Source organism: Thioalkalivibrio sp. ALE28 (assembly GCF_000377425.1).
GTDB lineage: Bacteria > Pseudomonadota > Gammaproteobacteria > Ectothiorhodospirales > Ectothiorhodospiraceae > Thioalkalivibrio.
In genome coordinates, this window is the sequence record NZ_KB898096.1 from 23269 (window position 1) to 40331 (window position 17063).

Annotated in this window: 13 protein-coding genes; 3 read left to right on the plus strand and 10 right to left on the minus strand. The window is 62.7% G+C overall.

Annotation, left to right across the window (positions count from 1 at the left end):
* Positions 1-2: 2 nt before the first annotated feature.
* Complete coding sequence (gene cpaB / locus D105_RS0105175; protein WP_026280420.1) at positions 3-989, minus strand: Flp pilus assembly protein CpaB; 987 nt, start codon at positions 987-989, stop codon at positions 3-5.
* 276 nt (positions 990-1265) lie between these two features.
* Between cpaB and D105_RS0105180 the strand changes: the two genes are divergently transcribed.
* Positions 1266-1445, plus strand: a complete 180-nt coding sequence (locus tag D105_RS0105180; RefSeq protein ID WP_018877732.1) for a Flp family type IVb pilin — start codon at positions 1266-1268, stop codon at positions 1443-1445.
* Positions 1446-1509: 64 nt separating this feature from the next.
* Complete coding sequence (locus D105_RS14125) at positions 1510-2004, plus strand: prepilin peptidase (RefSeq protein WP_018877733.1); 495 nt, start codon at positions 1510-1512, stop codon at positions 2002-2004.
* A gap of 74 nt (positions 2005-2078) precedes the next feature.
* Here the strand turns inward: D105_RS14125 and D105_RS0105190 are convergent, their stop codons facing one another.
* The 4 genes from D105_RS0105190 to D105_RS0105205 all read right to left on the minus strand — a co-directional run bounded on the left by D105_RS0105190 (position 2079) and on the right by D105_RS0105205 (position 9127).
* Positions 2079-3731, minus strand: coding sequence for a ShlB/FhaC/HecB family hemolysin secretion/activation protein (locus tag D105_RS0105190; RefSeq protein WP_196801060.1), 1653 nt, complete (start codon positions 3729-3731; stop codon positions 2079-2081).
* Positions 3732-4027: 296 nt separating this feature from the next.
* A complete protein-coding gene (locus D105_RS0105195; protein WP_018877735.1) occupies positions 4028-5332 on the minus strand; it encodes a collagen-like triple helix repeat-containing protein in 1305 nt (434 codons plus the stop codon).
* Between the two features lie 1179 nt (positions 5333-6511).
* The gene (locus D105_RS0105200; protein ID WP_051075162.1) at positions 6512-7459 is read right to left on the minus strand and encodes a hypothetical protein; all 948 of its coding nucleotides are present in this window, start codon (positions 7457-7459) and stop codon (positions 6512-6514) included.
* A gap of 72 nt (positions 7460-7531) precedes the next feature.
* Positions 7532-9127 (minus strand): OmpP1/FadL family transporter, encoded by a 1596-nt coding sequence (locus D105_RS0105205; protein WP_038032752.1) that lies wholly within the window; start codon positions 9125-9127, stop codon positions 7532-7534.
* A 755-nt stretch (positions 9128-9882) separates the two neighbouring features.
* Here D105_RS0105205 and D105_RS0105210 point away from each other — a divergent pair.
* On the plus strand, positions 9883-13026 hold the full coding sequence (locus D105_RS0105210; RefSeq protein WP_038032754.1) for an error-prone DNA polymerase: 3144 nt from the start codon (positions 9883-9885) through the stop codon (positions 13024-13026).
* Between the two features lie 16 nt (positions 13027-13042).
* On the opposite strand, the gene D105_RS0105215 is transcribed toward D105_RS0105210, so the two are convergent.
* From D105_RS0105215 to gmd, 5 genes are all read right to left on the minus strand, one after another.
* Positions 13043-13468 carry a HepT-like ribonuclease domain-containing protein gene (locus tag D105_RS0105215; protein ID WP_018877739.1) on the minus strand — a complete coding sequence of 142 codons (426 nt, stop codon included), beginning with the start codon at positions 13466-13468 and terminating at the stop codon, positions 13043-13045.
* Positions 13468-13875: a nucleotidyltransferase domain-containing protein gene (locus tag D105_RS0105220; protein WP_018877740.1), complete on the minus strand. Its 408-nt coding sequence runs from the start codon at positions 13873-13875 to the stop codon at positions 13468-13470. The genes D105_RS0105215 and D105_RS0105220 overlap by 1 nt, the downstream gene beginning before the upstream one ends.
* Before the next feature lie 63 nt (positions 13876-13938).
* On the minus strand, positions 13939-14988 hold the full coding sequence (locus D105_RS0105225) for a glycosyltransferase family 10 domain-containing protein (RefSeq protein WP_018877741.1): 1050 nt from the start codon (positions 14986-14988) through the stop codon (positions 13939-13941).
* Positions 14985-15950 carry a GDP-L-fucose synthase gene (locus D105_RS0105230; protein WP_018877742.1) on the minus strand — a complete coding sequence of 322 codons (966 nt, stop codon included), beginning with the start codon at positions 15948-15950 and terminating at the stop codon, positions 14985-14987. The genes D105_RS0105225 and D105_RS0105230 overlap by 4 nt, the downstream gene beginning before the upstream one ends.
* Positions 15943-17028, minus strand: coding sequence for a GDP-mannose 4,6-dehydratase (gmd, locus tag D105_RS0105235; RefSeq protein WP_018877743.1), 1086 nt, complete (start codon positions 17026-17028; stop codon positions 15943-15945). The genes D105_RS0105230 and gmd overlap by 8 nt, the downstream gene beginning before the upstream one ends.
* Between the last annotated feature and the right edge of the window lie 35 nt (positions 17029-17063).

Sequence of the window (17063 nt, forward strand, 5' to 3'; positions counted from 1 at the left end):
TCTCAATCCTGTGACGGCCGCACCGATTCACGCTGGACTCCGCGATGCAGGAACACCGGAGGCACTGGCGCCGCCTCCCCGTCAACCTCGGTTTCCACCGCAGGTTGTGGCGTCAGCGGTTCCAGTGCCGCGCGATCAACCCCAACCCGATCGTCCCGACCGCCGGGCGTCTTCAGTTCCTCGATCGCCATTGGCAGGCGTTCGCCCCGCACGGCCTCCTCTGCAGCCACAAACGCGTCGGCGTCGAAATCGGACCTACGATTGCTGGACGGACGCGCCGCCAGACGCAGCACACCGGCCCTGTCAGCCAGCATCAATGTGGTGGCCTGTTCGAGGGGCACGGCCAGAACCGCCGTCTGAGCACCGCGCTGTCGGCGTTCTCCAGCCTCGTCTTCTGTGTCGACCATTCCATCCGGCGGAATCGAGAGTTCGGACCCATACGCCAGCACGCGGAGATCCTCGTGCACTCGCTGCGCGACCCCGCTGCCACCGCGGCTATCGAGATAGAGGAGCACGTCCACACGATCGTCTGGTGCCAGGTAGCCACCGGCCCCGACGACATCGTCCACTTGAATGGCGACCGCTCGCTCACCCGGCCGCAGGCTCCGAGTTAGCTGACTGGCACGGAAAAAACGCCCCTCGAGCAACAACTCGCCAGACCGGATTCGACCGGCCGTGGTCAGACCCACGACCTCTTCCTTATCACTGAATGCAAGCGGGGGGAGGGAGCGGAGGTGCTCCGTGTACAGGTCGTCCGCTGTGACTTGGGTCCCAGGTTCAAGATCCCGCGCCGCAAAAACGACGGGAGTCCCGGGCTCGGCCACAACGGCCTCGCCTACGCCATCCTCCGTCTCGGAGGAGGTGCCCTGTCCCGAAAACGAAGGCTGGTCCGGCTTATCGTGCTGGGAAATCAGAATCCCCGCCCACGCCAAAACCAGCGCGGAGAGCAGAAACAGACCTGCCAGCGCGATCAACACGCGACTGTTCATGAAGTCCCCTGCTACAAGTGTCCCGAGCCGTTCGGCGCGCCCCCTGCGAATCGAACGGGCTCCGGACATCACTACCCGATAGTAGTCAGCACAACGGTATAGACCAAACGTAGTTAATTTTCACTTTTCACACACTACTTCTTTCCAACTAGGCCTTTGGATTTCCAAACCGGTCACACCCCCATGACCACTCGGAATTTAAGTGCATTTTCGTATCACTCCTGTTCCTTGTTACGCATCCGGGTGCGACTACATCGCACCAAAGGAGCACCAACAATGATAACGATGCTTAAACGGCTGGCAGCGGACGAGGAAGGGGCCTCGGCCATTGAATATGCCTTGATTGCTGCATTAATCGCAGTTGCCATCATCGCGGGAGCGACGGCGCTCGGGGAGGACCTGGGAGCGATCTTCAGCCATATCTCGGGGGTACTGGGATCGGAGGTGCCTGACTGAGAACTACGCTTGAGCAACGCACTTGCACGAAATGTGATCGCCTGACGCGTGGGAGCCAAGTTGTGTGATCTTTATCACCTTTCTGGCGATCGTATGGGCGGGAACCTGCGGTGCGTTCGACGTCAACCGGGGACAAATCCCCAACATCCTGACCATTCCCGCGATTGTTGCGGGGATGGTCAGTCTTTTGCTGACCCAGAATGCGCTTATCGGAAGCGCAACCATCCTTAATACGGCGCTCGCAGCGACCCTCGCCGTGATACTGACGTTGCCCGGGTTTGCACTGAGACAACTGGGTGGTGGCGACGTCAAGATGCTTCTGGCCATCGCCCTGATGGCTGGAATTGCGCCCACGCTTACCGCGTTCGTGGTCGCAAGTCTCTCGGTTGCAGTGGCCTTCCTGGCAAGGATGCTTAGCAACGGAGAGGGCCGACGAACATTGCCCACTAACCCGGAAGCCAGATCCGTTCCGTCCCGAGTCCGGCTTCGTTATGGACCCGGCCTGGCCGCAGGTTTCATTGGGCATCTTCTATACAGCGCCTTCTTCGCCTCCGCATAAACCCGGCGGACCCTCCGCGCGGTTTCCGAGAAACGGAGCCCATGCACCCATGTCATTACACTTCGGGCAACAAATTAACCCCTGAGATCCCAACTCAGACGAAGGTTGATGCGCCCATCCCGACTCCCGGTTTCCACGTCCTGGTCACCAACAGGGACCGCATACTCGATCCCGAAGCGGTACATACGCCCTCGAGCCACCTCAATCCCGACCGCGGCTGACGCGATGTCATGCTCCACCCTTCTCTGGTTGAACCGCGTAGCCGCTCCATCCAGGACAACATACGGTTCGACCCGGTCGATCCATTGACCGTCAACCGCGCGCAAATATCGAAGTTCAACCTCTCCAGCGGCGCCGTAGTCGCCCTTCGCCTGACCTTCACTGTATCCCCGCCCAAAGCGATTGCCCCCGTAATGCCCTCGCTCCGGCTCGGGCAACGTATCCCCGGACCAGAAGGCCGCTACGCGCGTGCCCAAGCGCCAGGTTTGATCAAACGTCTGAATCCATCGGCCCTCAATTCCGAGTCGGGTGAAATGGAGTTCCTCTGACCGCTCCAGTGGCACACTCGCTTGCGCGTTCTGCAACACCAGTTCATTACGATTCCCGCCAAGGTCGACTCCCTGGCGAACGTCAACCCGCAACTCAAGGCGCCGCCCGTCCCTTGCCTTGCGCATCGTAGAGCGCAACTCCGCGACGGAGTAGTCCAGGTCCTGCTGCAGGGTCACATCGTTCCCGAGATCGTACTGCGACCGCTGTTCCCGACGATCCAGCCGGATGCCGGCCGTCCATGACAGGCTCGGAGACAACAGCACCGGATAGTCGAGTCCAGCGGTGTATCGGTCTGCGACTTTGTCCTGCCATAGCCGAACATCCCCGTTCCGCGGCAACGAGGCTTCCTGCTCCGTATCAAAACGACTGGCGCTTGCCTGGAACTGCAGGCCATCGGTCCCGATCTCCTGCTGGTACTCGGCGGCATAGAACCGTTCCTCGTTTTCACCAACCGGGATCAGACTCGACAGTGACAGGCGGTCCGCGAAGCGTGTGTTGGACTGGAGCCGGATGTTGGCCAGCAACCGAAACTCGTCCACGTCGCCACCCGTGACCGCGAAACTGGGCGCTACCCGGCGCATACCGCTTTCCTGCACCCGCAGCGTGGTCGCGCCATTGGGCGTACGGGGTACCGGCGCATTTACCTCCAGGTCCGCTCCAGGGATGCGGGCGATCAACACCGTGTAGCGGTCAAAGGTTTTCTGCGTTAAAGGGCGTTCTCCAACCACACGTTCGGCGAGTGCCTGCACCCTGTTTCTAACGGGTGCGTGATCGACCTCAATCTCCGTACGCGCAATAAATCCCTCCACCACGAACACTCTGACGACCCCATCGGAAAAGCTCTGCCGAGGCAGGTAGGCATAGGAGAGCGGATACCCCGCATCCTGATACCGCCGGGTGATTCCCTGGACGGCGTCCACGATCTCTCCGACGGTGACACGCGTTCCAGGCATTCCCTTGAAGTCACGCGCCAGATCCTCGACCTCGAAGACGGTACCTCCGAGAAAGTTGACATGCGAGACCTCGACCGTTGCATCACGTGTCAGCTCTTCGGCCGGATCCGGCAAACTCACCCGTGCCCGTGTCCATTCCTCGTCCCTCTCCTGCAACAGCTGCAGGCCTGGGGATAACGACGGGCTCTGCTCGTCCACCACATCGGGCAGATCCTGTGCATACACCGGGCTCCCACTCATTAACAGGCCCGCTGCCAGCAACCCCGCGCACCAGTACGTCCTGCACTCTGTTCCGGCCCTGACGCACGAGGCACGCCGTGTGCGTCTGCCATTCCCGATCCTTTCCATGTGCCCCCCCCCAAAACACGCTAGCCCGTCCGCGCCCGGGCACAGACGATCCCGAGATTCCGGGAGCGAAAGGCCCGTGACCGGCCCACCAAGAAGGTCCGGCTGGTGACTCCCCTGCCGAACCTCCTTTGCCGGGCATTCCAATGAACTCCGCCCAGCGAGCTAGTGGCGCGTCACTGATTCGTCAGAGTGCCCAAAGCCCCGCCAAGAGCCTCCTTCAGGCCGTCCAGCGCTTCCGACTGGTCCTCTCCTCCGTCCAGGTCGTTTTCGATTCGACCGAGCCCGTCGGTCAGGCTATCTGCCGAACCCAGATCCGATTCCGGAACCACGCCGCCCAGGCCGTCTGCGAGACCAGGGGCCACGGCGAGCAGTCGACCGACCTCCCCAACCATCAGGTCTGTACCCCCCATCGACAGAGGCGACTCGTCGGCCAGTCCCGTCAGCACACCGGCCGAACGCGAGAGGTCCTCCAATGCAGCAGGGGACAGGTCCAAACCATCCTTACCAAACCGTTCATCGAACGTCCCCAGTTTCGCGACCAGCTCGTTAACAGGGTCGCCACCATCCAGACCATCTGGGAATGATTCGCGAAAGCGGTCCTCAAGCTCCCCAATGTCAATCGGTGCGTCACCCTCGTCTGAAGCGGTCAGGAGCTGACCTGTCGACGACAACAGATGGCCACCCCCTGTCATAATCGACTCCGCACCCGCCAAACGCGGATCCAGCGCGCCGAACTCTTGCGCACTAGCCACCACCACGGCCGCGGCCTCGTCAAGCAGCTCGCTCGCAACCGGTCCAATCAGAAGAGCATCGCCCGCTTGTCCCAATCCGTCCTCGGTTTTGATCAGGACCGGCCGAACGACCGCACTCAGCTCGGAGGTCCCTGCACCCAGAACCTCCCCCCCGGTAAACTCGGCCGAAAGGCGGTCACCAAAAGCAGTCAGCTTGATTCCAAGCTCACTCACGATCCCACCAAGCGTCGACACCGCGCCGCTCTTTTCGTCCATTTGCATTAGCACCGGCAAGCTGTTCAGGGACTCGATCATGGCACCAAGAGCCACGACCGCCTCGCCGCCACCGGCGGCCAGCCCTCCCCCTGACGCGGCAGTCGTCCCGAGGAAGTTCTCCTCAGAACGATAATGTCCCAGCCCATCGTCCACTCCCGACGAGAAAGTCTGAATTCCCCCTCCAAGCGCGATCAGAACCTCGCCGGTGCCCGACGTCACCTCTCCGCCAACCGGCATCTCGGTCTGGCTGATCTCGCCACCGAGCATGGCCACGGTTTCGCCAACACCATCCCCCGACTCAGCCCCTGACTGCGCGGTCTGTTCAATACCGGAACCCGACGGTCCGCCCGAGTCACTCTCATCCTCCCTGACTAGCGACGAGCTTCCCGAGCCTGAACACGCTGAGAGCAGAAACAGAGAAACCAAAGCCGCCGCGAGCATCCGATTCTTATATTGTTCAATCATCGCCATCACTCCTATATCCGGCACTACCGACACAAAGTAGTTCTGGACCTACTTTGTTAACGTAAGCGATGGGGATCGTTCGCGTGATCCCCCTCACACCAAAATCGTGATAGGAATGACTAAAGAAAGCACGACCTCTTTAGACCTAGTACTTACGGATTACCCGGCCTCTCTTATCTCTTCATGATTAACGCGAACCCACTAACACCAAATCACTGATCGTTTGCCCTTGACAGCGACCAATATTAAACATACTAATATATCCCCCGACGAGCCTTCTCCTATGTTGGACGCTATAGTTGACAGGCCTTTCCACACACGGTGAAATAACTTCACGAAAATCCGGATAACGTAATAATCGTGTTCCATCTCTCATATGAGAGATCTCCAAACTGTCCTGAGAGATACCCCCTGTCTCGAAGGCAGTGCTTTCCTTATGGAAAGGGCATGAGGAGGCGAGATTATTCTTCCTCCTCTTTTTTTGACTCTTACACGATGACCCGGCAAACCCAGAACGCCGCGTGAGCTGTTCCACCCTCATGAACCCAGCGCACCACAAGTCCGTCAATGGGAAAGTGCCCGACCTAAGGAGACGCTGATTTCATCTCGCGTTCGCGCTCGAGTCGGTTTTGCGTGCGAACAAGGCGCGACGACTGCCGTGCGGTCATTCTGCACAAGGGAGCCGCAACGCCGTGCGCGCGCCCGTTTTTGATCAACAACGGGCGGACGATCCCCTTCCTTCATTAATTTGTGGGGTTGGAACCCCAGGTCCCCAATCCTGCGTTGCGCCCCGAAGTCATCAAAAACGTGCGGGTAGAACCACTACCCGCTGGCCGACGCGCCTGGTCTCGGAGAACCTGGGGTACCAACGCGGACGCGCGATTCAATCGGCGTCTCCCTAGACCCCCACGGGCAGGCACATTGATATTCAGCGTCTCCCTCATTTTTTTGGTTGAAGATCAGTGGCCCCGCCTCGAGACCTGCTCGTGTCCGACAATCGCACGGGTGACCGAATTCTCCGGGGTCTCCCGGAGAAAGCCTATCTACGCCTCCGATAACGAACGCGCGCCCCGCATTAACGAAAGAGCCGCTCGGACAGCCCGGCTATGAGGGCCAATCCGAACGGCTACTGGGCGACGGCCAAGGCAACGCCGCTTCGCTTCAGGAAACTCCTTCCGGCTTAGATCACCAATCGAAATCGTCCGCCTCTTCCTCATAACCTGCCACTGCCTGCAGCACTTCCTCGAGCACCCCCGGCGAGCGGCGCAATTGCATAAAGCTGTTCGCCCCAATCATTCCCAGGTCAGGCCAGTGCACCGCCATGCGAAAGCGCATATGCAACGCCTCGATGGTGCCGTCGTGCACCAGGATCTCGTACGGCAGGTAGGCCGTATGGCGAAACTCGCCTACATCCACAGTGTTTAGCTTGTGAACGTCCGAGGCATCCTTCGGCGCTCCCTGCCCCTCCCGGACCGAGATACCGTAGAGCGTTACATCGTGTTCAGGAATCTCCAGCTTGTAGATTTTCCGAACCCCGCTTTCTCCCGACGACAAGCTCTCCTCAAGCACCGACATCGCCGCTTCGCTACTGGCATGGCTCCCCAGCTCGTACGGCGCGTCGAAACGCTCCATACCCATCATGTAGCGATAGCGCCTCAGTTCGCGCTCCGAAAGGCCGTCTTCGGAGCCGAAGGTATGCTCGTACCCGATCGCTTCCTTCAGCTCGTCTTGCACTGCCGACACATCCTGTTCCACGCGGTAGGCGTGACTGAAGTACTCCAGGTTGTTGTAACTGACCTGTACCTCTCCATTGACCTCGGTGATGGCGACTCGGACTGGTGCCAAGTACGCGGAACGGGGGTTGTCTTCAGCAACTGCCATCAGGTCGCCATGCGTTGCCACGACCACATGCGCCGTTTCGCTAACCGGATACTCTCCGACCAGCTTGAAACCCCCGTCTTCCAGCGCGCCGGATACGCGTTCCGCCACCTCCTCCACGCTGCCGTTGTCTGCCGTTTCCGCAAGCACAAAAGGCTTTAGTGGTTCAGCCGCCAGCGCTCCGGGCGATGCCCCAAGCGCCGCCGCCACGAGAGCGATACACATTCCATTTAAACGCTTATAGCTTGTTACCATTTTACTATCCTCACCTTGGGTGGTTAGGTCTTGGACGTACCGGTTTTTCATCAAGACCAACTGGCCATACGGCTAGAACCGGTATCCGATCCCTACTTCGATTTCGTACTGACTCATTTCAATCTCTACATCCTGCTGATCAAAGAACGCGTGTTCCCCCCGCACCGACTCCTTCGGCGCGTACATTGCAGAGAAACTCAGCTCCATACGATCGCCTATCTGTCGCGTGGCGCCGACCGTGTAGTGTTCCTTGATGACACCGGGGGCCAGGATATTAAGGGTCACCTCATCCGCGCTGACAGGATTCTGGCCGTAGTTGTATCCGGCACGGAACGTCCAGTTACCACGGGTCTCGTATTGCACCCCGACCTTGTAGATATCAATATCGTCCCATCCAAAACCTGGACCTCGCGATGAACCCAGGCGCTCGCCATCCTCGGTCAGGCGTGTGACCGAGTTACCGACCGAATCCACCTCCGAGTAGTTAATCTGCGAGTAGTCCGCGGCAACGGTTAGGCGTGGGGTGATGTAAATTGCGGCACCGACACCCCATGTGGACGGGATATCGAAACTCCCCTGCTCCGCAAACAGGCCCCGATAGTCGTCAAAACCTCCGTGCCGCTGACGCGACTGATAGCTCGCACCCACAGACGCCCAGTCCCCAATGTCGGTCTGCATGCCAAGGCGTACGCCGTAGCCCCAGCTGTCGTCATATCCGTTGTCACTAACGTGGTCCGGACTCTCGCTGAACTGTTCGAACTGGCCCAGACCATAGGCCTCGAAACGCTGGTAGCTGATGACTGGGCTGAATCCAAATCGCCACTGCCCTTGCTCACCAAAACTGGTGGCAAAGGTAGGAAGGACCATTAACTGCATCAAATCCACGCCGGCCGCCCCCTCGCAGAAGGGTCCAGTCTGCGTTCCGATTGGGGAGCCTGCCGGGCCCGAACAACCCTCGTTATTCTCAAAACCCGGGTAATTGGTGTTCAGGCCACCATTCCCGACAACCGTAACGCCCCAAGATGACCGCTCATCGATCTGCCGTACGAAACCGAATGAAGGGATGAAGAAGTTACGCTCGCGACTTTCTATTTTTTGGTTGTTGGTATTAAGCGGGACCAATGTCTCTTCCACAAGCGAAAGGAACAAAGCATCCATCGCTGCGGCGACTCGGTCAGGTGATTCGTCGAGATCGTCGGCGATCTCCTCCAACGTGCTTGCGTCTAGAAGAGCCCCAGGGTCGTCCAGGAGACCACCATCATCGTCACCGGACAGCGCATCCTCCAGCTCCTCGACCGAAACGCCTAGTTCATTGGCGGCGGCGGCAAGTCCTTCTTCTAGGTTCTCTTCGGTTATGTCGAGGTTCTCGGCGATCGTCTCGAAGTCCGTTGGCTCGAGACCCGGGCCAAATACCTCATAGGACCGTTCGGGTCTGAAGTACGCGAGTGCCCCATCGATACGAGACTCCATTCCGGCAATCCCGGCCGGGTTGGTTGCAGGAGCGAAGGCATCTTGGGAGATTGCCATTCCAACGCCCCCCATACCCTTGGCCTTGGTTCCGAATCCATGTGCAAAGTAGCCGTTGGTCGCATGGGAGAGACCGCTCGAACCGACTAACAGTGCTACCGAAACGGTCAGCATTGACCGTTTTATCAAATGATTCCCCATAACATCCTCCTGAGATGGCTCTCAGTTCTATTGTTTTATGGCCTTTTCCAGCTGGAGCCAGATATCTTGAGAAAAGCCCGCTGGAACGCCGGGGCCTCCAGTGAAGGGCCTCCGGTTAAGCCCCTGTGGCGCTTGAAGGCGAGCCGTCAATAGTCAAACGCCGAGATCATGCTATTGGTGGAGAGATGCAAAAAGCACGATGCCCTTAGGCCTACTACTTTGGATGTATCGCCGCGTAGATAAGTGTTCGAGGTACGGAATAGATCTTAGGTTTTTCTAATCTTGTAATGTGCTAATTCTGTTTGCTGTTAGTGTTCGACAGCGGGCGCTCGAAAAGCGTGAGCATATGCAAACAGTTCGATCGGCGCCGGATAGTCGGGGTTAGAGCGTTAGAGCGTTAGAGTGGCGATCATTCCGGCGCGGTCTCGCCCACCGGTACAGAAGAAGACCACGCCCGGCACAACCGCACCGTTGTCCGGGCGGGTAGATCCGTTTGCACATCGCGTGTACCGCGCTCGAGCCGACGCCGGTCGACCTATGTGCCGTGGAAGAGGCTCATGGCGATGGCGCCGGCGGGGTCGCAGGGTGCCGATGGTCAGAGATAACGGTACCGGGAGGTTGGTTACCGCTCATCGCTGTTCACTCGCGGCGATGGAGTTTCCAACGTACCCGGCACGTTTGTTCCGGACAGTCCCGCAACACCCACCAGAGTCAGGGTTCTTGCTCAACCCATTTACTGTTTATATACACAGTATATGGGTCGGACCTCCAACTCCGCTGTACATACCCCTGACTACGCCGAGTTGACGAGCGTCAGCAACTTCTCGTTCCTGCGCGGGGCCTCGCACCCGGAGGAGCTGGTGGAGCGCTCCCGGGCGCTGGGCTACTGCGCGCTGGCGCTGACGGATATCGCCTCGCTAGCCGGCGTGGTCCGCGCCCACGCGGCGGCAAAGGACTGCGGCCTGCACCTGATCCTGGGGGCGACCTTCCGGCTGGCACACGGCCCCGCCCTGACCCTGCTGGTGCGCAATGCGGCGGGCTATGCCGCGCTGTGCCGTCTGATCACCCGGGCGCGCGGGGCGGCGGACAAGGGGCACTACCACCTGACGCAGGCGGACCTCGACGCCCTGCCCGCCGAGGCCCGTGCCGGCTGGCACGCCCTGCTGCGCATCGAGCCCGAGATCGCGGAGCCGACGCTCGCCGAAGCGGCCCGCTGGCTGGCCGGGTGGGCCGTGCCGGACCAGGCCCATCTGGCAGTCAGCCAGTTACGCACGCCGGAGGATGCCCCGCTCGCGACCCGCGCACGGCAGCTCGCCGAAGCGACGGGGCTCCCGATCGTCGCCTGCGGCGATGTGCACATGCACGCTCGCGGCCGGCGCGCCCTGCAGGACGTGCTGACCGCCCTGCGCCTGCGCACCACCGTCGCGGAGGCGGGGCAGGCGCGCTTCCCCAACGGCGAACGCTGCCTGCGCCCACGCGACGACCTGGCCGCGCTCTACCCCGCCGCCTGGCTCGCGGCCAGTGTGCGGATCGCGCGGGACTGCGACTTCTCGCTGGACGCGGTCACCTACCGCTACCCGACCGATCCCCTGCCCTGGGACACGAGCCCGGCCGCCTACCTGCGCGAGGAGACTCTGAAGGGGGCGCGTGGCCGCTGGCCCGACGGCATACCGCCGAAGGTGACGGAGCAGATCGAGCGCGAGCTCGAGATCATCGCGCAGCTTGGCTACGAGCCCTACTTCCTGACGGTCTACGACATCGTGCGCTTTGCCCGCAGCCGCGGGATCCTGTGCCAGGGGCGCGGCTCGGCGGCGAACTCCGCCGTTTGTTATGCCCTCGGCATCACGGCAGTGGATCCCTCGCGCTCCAGCATGCTGTTCGAGCGCTTCATCTCCGCCGAGCGTGGCGAGCCGCCGGATATCGATGTCGACTTCGAGCACGAGCGCCGCGAGGAAGTGATCCAGTACATCTACCAGCGCTACGGCCGCGAGCGCGCCGCACTGGCCTGTACCGTGATCCGTTACCGCCGCCGCAGCGCCCTGCGCGACGTCGGCCGCGCGCTGGGCATCTCGCGTGCGCGGCTGGACGCCCTGACCGCCAACCTCGCCTGGTGGGACGACGGCATTCCCGCCGAGCGCCTGCGCGAGGTCGGGCTGGACCCGGACGGCGCCCTGGCCCGCCAGTGGCAGACGCTGACCGCCGAACTGCTGGGCTTCCCGCGCCACCTGTCGCAGCACACCGGCGGCTTCGTGATCGCCGACGGCCGGCTGGACGAGCTGGTGCCCATCGAGAACGCGGCCATGCCGGAGCGTTCGGTGATCCAATGGGACAAGGATGATCTTGATGCCGTCGGGCTGCTCAAGATCGACGTGCTGGCGCTGGGCATGCTTTCCTGCGTGCGCCGCGCGCTGGAGCTGATGGCGCAGCACCGGGGCCGCGACTGGGGCCTGGCCGACATCCCCGCCGAGGACCCGGCGGTCTATCGCATGCTGCAGAAGGCCGACACCCTGGGCGTGTTCCAGATCGAGTCACGTGCGCAGATGAGCATGCTGCCGCGCCTGAAGCCCGCGAATTTCTACGATCTGGTGATCGAGATCGCCATCGTGCGCCCCGGCCCGATCCAGGGCGAGATGGTGCACCCGTATCTGAAGCGCCGCGCCCACCCGGAGCGGGTGCGCTATCCGAATGCCGAAGTGAAGCGCGTGCTCGGGCGTACCCTCGGCGTGCCGATCTTCCAGGAACAGGTGATCGAGCTGGCGATGGTCGCGGCCGGCTTCTCCGCCGGCGAGGCGGACGGGCTGCGCCGAGCGATCGGGGCCTGGCGCCGCACCGGCCAGCTCGCGCGCTACCGCGAGCGCCTGATGGAGGGCATGCGCAGCCGCGGTTATCCGGAGAAATTCGCCGAGCAGTTGTACAAGCAGATCCTCGGCTTTGGCGAATACGGCTTCCCCGAGTCGCACTCGGCCAGCTTTGCCCTGATCACCTACGTCTCCTCCTGGCTCAAGTGCCACGAGCCGGCGATCTTTGCCTGCGCCCTGCTGAACAGCCAGCCGATGGGCTTTTACGCCCCGGCGCAGATCGTCGCCGATGCCCGCCGCCACGGCGTGGAGGTGCGCCCGGTGGACGTGCGCTGTAGTGACTGGGAGTGCACGGTGGAGCCGGTCGCCAATAACGACGCGCTGGCCTTGCGTCTGGGCCTGAACCGTGTCGGCGGGCTCGGTCGCGATGTGGCCGAACGCATCGTCGCCGCACGCGCCAAGCGCCCGCTCGCCGACGTGCCGGATCTGGTGGCACGCGCCGCCCTCACCCGCGCCCAGGCCAATCGCCTCGCTCGCGCCAACGCCCTGAAGGGCCTGGCCGGCAACCGCCACCAGGCACGCTGGGCAACAGAGGCGGTGGAGGAACCCCTGCCGCTGTTCGCCGAGACCTCCGGCGAGAGCGTGCGCGAAGCCGATGTGACCCCGTTGTTGCCGCGCCCGGATGCGGTAGACGAACTGGTGCAGGACTACGCCACCCAGGGCCTGAGCCTGGGCCCGCACCCGCTGGCCCTGATGCGTCCGTTCCTGGAGCAGCGTCGGCTGGCCACCGCCGCCCGGCTACTCGAACAGTCCGGCTTTAGTGGCGCCCGCTACGCCGGGCTCGTGATCACCCGCCAGCGCCCCGGCTCGGCCAACGGCACAGTCTTCCTGACCCTCGAGGACGAGAGCGGAACGCTGAATCTCATCGTCTGGCCGGACCGCGTGGAGCGCTTTCGCGCCGAGGTCCTGCACGGCCGCCTGCTGGAAGCCCACGGCGAGTGGCAATACAGCGAAGGTGTCGGCCACCTGATCGTGCAACGCCTGATCGACCGCAGCGCCTGGCTGGGCGAACTCGCCACCCACTCCCGCGATTTCGGCTGAACCGGGGATGGGCTGGCTACGAATTCCCGGAGGTTTTGCGCACGGTGCCCGCCATCGCCATGCAAAAGACTTCCAGGTCATTCAGATGATCGGTCAAAATCAGACGAACCTTTGCCGGATCGACGCTCTGATATCCGTGGACCAGGATGTTGCGAAACCCTGCCATTGCCGCCAGGACTTCTGCCAAATCCGATTCGATCACATCATCCCAAGCGAGGAGAAAGAACAACTGCCGGTTACTCTCCGGCTCCCCCAGCCGTCGTTCCGAAACCCAGTGTGAGGCAACATCCAGAGCGGCCTGAATGGCCAACTGCAGGGTGTGTTCGACGAATCGCCGTTCCCTGACATCACTCTCCAGTTGCTCCGGGCGGGCCAACTCCTTTAACTCCCGCACACAGGTCTCGATAAAAGCCAGCTTCTTCTGCAGTAGGGCGCGATCCATCATGCGTTTCCTGCCTGGCGATATTCCTCCAGGTATGGGAGAAGATCGAAATACCGGTTACGGGCATCCACTTCGAAGGCAACCCTGCGGGGCGCGTCGGATTCGAACACGACAACGCCATCCCGTAGTACACGGTGGATCAGATCCGCGCCTGCCTTTTGGAGATCGATCAAGTCGACCGTGCACCCGGTCGCGTCTTCGAGATCCATCTGCAGGAGCGCAAGTGGATTAAGGAGACCCTCAGCCACGGGCTCGACCATCAGCACCGCGAGGTCAATGTCACTCCCCACCCGCGCTTCTCCACGGCTGTGACTACCGAACAGGTACGCACAAACCACCCCCGGCTCGGTCGAGAGGCGCTCACCCAGAACACGGGCGATCTTGGGGATTTCGGTTCCAGAGACCATTTCCGGATTCTCCGGCGCGCATCGCGTGTTTGCAAGACACGCTTCAGCCGTCTCCGGGTGGTGTCAAACGCGGCCGGTGAGGTGGCCGATGCGCTGGCTGAGTTTTTCCCAAGCGCCCTCCAGGGCGGCCAGCGGGTCGCGGCGGCGCAGGGCCCGGCGCGAGTGGATCCACTGGCCGGTCGGCCCGGCCGGTTCGGTATCGTGAGCGGCCTCGATGATGCGCGCGACGACGGCGAACTGGTTGTACTCCTCCAGCACGCGGCGCCGCGCCTCGAGGATGTGCGGCAGCCGCTGTTCGTATTCGTTGTCGCGGATCGCGCGGCGAATGCGCTCGGCCGTCCCTTCGACATCGTCGATGTCGATGGCAATGAAGCTCTCCGGCGGGAAGTAGTCCGCGGCATTCGGCGCGCCGTAGTAGAACGGCAGCGTGGCGCCGAGGAAGGCGTCCGCCAGCTTCTCGGTCCAGTGATGCGGCCCCACGTAGTTCTCCACCGCGACGTGATAGCGGTAGGCATCCAGGCATTCGGCCTTGTCGTCCAGCGGCTGTACGCCCTTGCCGAAGATCTCCAGCTCCGGCAGTTGGGCCTTCAGCGCCCAGGTGAAGTCGTAGCGCCGCCGATGCAGGGTGTGCCGTTGGCGCTTGGCCGAGCACATGGTGGCGATGTCGCGGGTCTTTTCCAGCGGCGGGTTCGCCCGCATGTCGTTGTACGGCCGTTCACCCTGGCTGCCGAAGCCGTAGTACCAGATCATCCCCTGCTGGGAATGGATGCGCCGCCGGTGCTTGAGCGCCCATTCCGGGTGCGAGGTCAGTACCCGGCCGAACTGGCGCGTAAAGCGCCGGCCGTAGGACTTGATCGAGGGCGGCTCCATGGTCACCAGCAGGGTGTGCTCGGCGCCACAGGCGAGGCGTTCGCTGTAATGCCGGTTGCGCCCGGTGTTGGACGGGAATTCGTCGTACACCACCAGCCAGTCGTACTCGGTGGCCTGCGGGTCGAAGGTGAACTCGCAACGCCCCCAGCGCGCCTCGCCGTCCGGCAACTGGTGACGCCAGATCGCCTCGCGCATCGTCGACAGGAACTTGACCCGGATCCGGTCCGTCGGCGAATCGCTCACCGGTTGGCTCCGCCGTGTTCCAGGAACTCGGCATAGGCCCCGGCCAGCCCTTCGTCGAGCCCGATGCGGGCCTTCCAGCCCAGCGCCGCGAGGCGCGACACATCCAGCTGCTTGCGCGGGGTGCCATCCGGCTTCGAGCGGTCAAAGCGCAGCTCGCCCCGGAAGCCGACCACGCCGGCCACCCGCTGCGCCAGTTCGGCAATGGTCAGATCCTCGCCCGTGCCCACGTTGATGTGGCTCAGCATCGGCTCGGTGTGCTCCGCGTACGTGGTCTGGTCGAGGTTCATCACGTGCACGCAGGCCCCCGCCATGTCATCCACATGCAGGAACTCGCGGCGCGGGGTCCCGCTGCCCCAGACGGTCACGTAATCGGCGCCGGCCTGTTTCGCCTCGTGAAAGCGCCGGATCAGCCCGGGGATCACGTGGCTGTTCTCCGGGTGGTAGTTGTCGCCCGGGCCGTAGAGGTTGGTCGGCATGACCGAGCGATAGTCCGTGCCGTACTGCCGGTTGTAGCTCTCGCACAGCTTGATGCCCGCGATCTTGGCGATGGCGTAGGGCTCGTTGGTCGGCTCCAGCGGCCCGGTCAGCAGGGCGGCCTCCGCGATCGGCTGCGGGGCCTCGCGCGGGTAGATGCAGCTGGAGCCAAGAAAGAGCAACCGCCGTACGCCGGCGCCGTGGGCGGCGTGAATTACGTTGGTCTGGATCGCCAGGTTGTCGCGGATGAACTCGGCCGGATAGGTGTTGTTGGCGTGAATCCCGCCCACCTTCGCCGCCGCCAGATAGACCTGGTCCGGGCGTTCCACGCGCATGAACGCCTCCACCGCGGCCTGATCGGTCAGGTCGAGCTCGGCGTGGGTGCGGGTCAGCAGCTCCACGCCCGGCCAGTCCTCGAGCTGGCGGCAGATGGCGCTGCCCACCATCCCCCGATGCCCGGCGACGAAGACGCGCTGCGGCTTACTCATGGCGGCTCAGGGTGCGGTAGCCGTGGTCGCGCACCAGCTCGTCGCGTTCGGCGCTTCTGAGGTCTTCGCGCACCATCTCGGCCACCAGTTCCTCGAAGCGGATGCGCGGTTCCCAGCCCAGCTCGCGCCTGGCCTTGCTGGCATCCCCCAGCAGGGTCTCGACCTCGGTGGGCCGGAAATAGCGCGGGTCTACCGACACAATGCAGCGGCCCTTGTCGTCAAAGCCCTGCTCGTCCACGCCCTCCCCGCGCCATTCGATGCGCATGCCCAGCTCATGGGCCGCGGCGTCGACAAAGTCGCGTACGCTGTGCTGTTCGCCAGTGGCGATCACGTAGTCGTCCGGGGTGTCCTGCTGCAGCATCAGCCACTGCATCTCGACGTAGTCGCGGGCATGGCCCCAGTCGCGTTTCGCGTCCAGGTTGCCGAGGTACAGCCGTTCCTGCAGCCCGAGTTTGATGCGCGCGAGGGCGCGGGTGATCTTGCGGGTGACGAAGGTCTCCCCGCGTACCGGGGATTCGTGGTTGAACAGGATGCCGTTGCAGGCATACATGCCGTACGCCTCGCGGTAGTTGACCACGATCCAGTAGGCATACAGCTTGGCCACCGCATAGGGGCTGCGCGGGTAGAACGGGGTGGTTTCGTCCTGCGGCGTGGCCTGCACCTTGCCGTAGAGCTCCGAGGTGCTCGCCTGGTAGAAGCGCGTGGTCTGCTCCATGCCGAGGATGCGGATTGCCTCCAGCAGGCGCAGGGTGCCCAGGGAATCCGAGTTGGCGGTGTATTCCGGCTCCTCGAAGGAGACCGCCACGTGCGACTGCGCGGCCAGGTTGTAGATCTCGTCCGGCTGCACCTGCTGGATGATGCGGATCAGGCAGGTTGAGTCGGTCAGATCGCCGTGGTGCAGGATGAAGCGGCGATCGCTCTCGTGCGGGTCCTGATACAGGTGGTCGATGCGATCGGTATTGAACAGCGAGGAACGACGCTTGATGCCGTGTACCTCGTAGCCCTTGTCCAGCAGGAACTCGGCCAGGTAGGCCCCGTCCTGTCCGGTGATCCCGGTGATCAATGCCACTTTGGCCATATCGACTCCCGCTGCCGGGCGGCGTGCGCCCCACG

What these genes read in the sequence shown, in the direction of transcription:
- cpaB (WP_026280420.1), bottom strand. Translation starts at nt 989, where the DNA reads ATGAACAGTCGCGTGTTGATCGCGCTGGCAGGTCTGTTTCTGCTCTCC.
- D105_RS0105180 (WP_018877732.1), top strand. Translation starts at nt 1,266, where the DNA reads ATGATAACGATGCTTAAACGGCTGGCAGCGGACGAGGAAGGGGCCTCG.
- D105_RS0105195 (WP_018877735.1), bottom strand. Translation starts at nt 5,332, where the DNA reads ATGGCGATGATTGAACAATATAAGAATCGGATGCTCGCGGCGGCTTTG.
- D105_RS0105200 (WP_051075162.1), bottom strand. Translation starts at nt 7,459, where the DNA reads ATGGTAACAAGCTATAAGCGTTTAAATGGAATGTGTATCGCTCTCGTG.
- D105_RS0105205 (WP_038032752.1), bottom strand. Translation starts at nt 9,127, where the DNA reads ATGGGGAATCATTTGATAAAACGGTCAATGCTGACCGTTTCGGTAGCA.
- D105_RS0105210 (WP_038032754.1), top strand. Translation starts at nt 9,883, where the DNA reads ATGGGTCGGACCTCCAACTCCGCTGTACATACCCCTGACTACGCCGAG.
- D105_RS0105215 (WP_018877739.1), bottom strand. Translation starts at nt 13,468, where the DNA reads ATGGATCGCGCCCTACTGCAGAAGAAGCTGGCTTTTATCGAGACCTGT.
- D105_RS0105220 (WP_018877740.1), bottom strand. Translation starts at nt 13,875, where the DNA reads ATGGTCTCTGGAACCGAAATCCCCAAGATCGCCCGTGTTCTGGGTGAG.
- D105_RS0105230 (WP_018877742.1), bottom strand. Translation starts at nt 15,950, where the DNA reads ATGAGTAAGCCGCAGCGCGTCTTCGTCGCCGGGCATCGGGGGATGGTG.
- gmd (WP_018877743.1), bottom strand. Translation starts at nt 17,028, where the DNA reads ATGGCCAAAGTGGCATTGATCACCGGGATCACCGGACAGGACGGGGCC.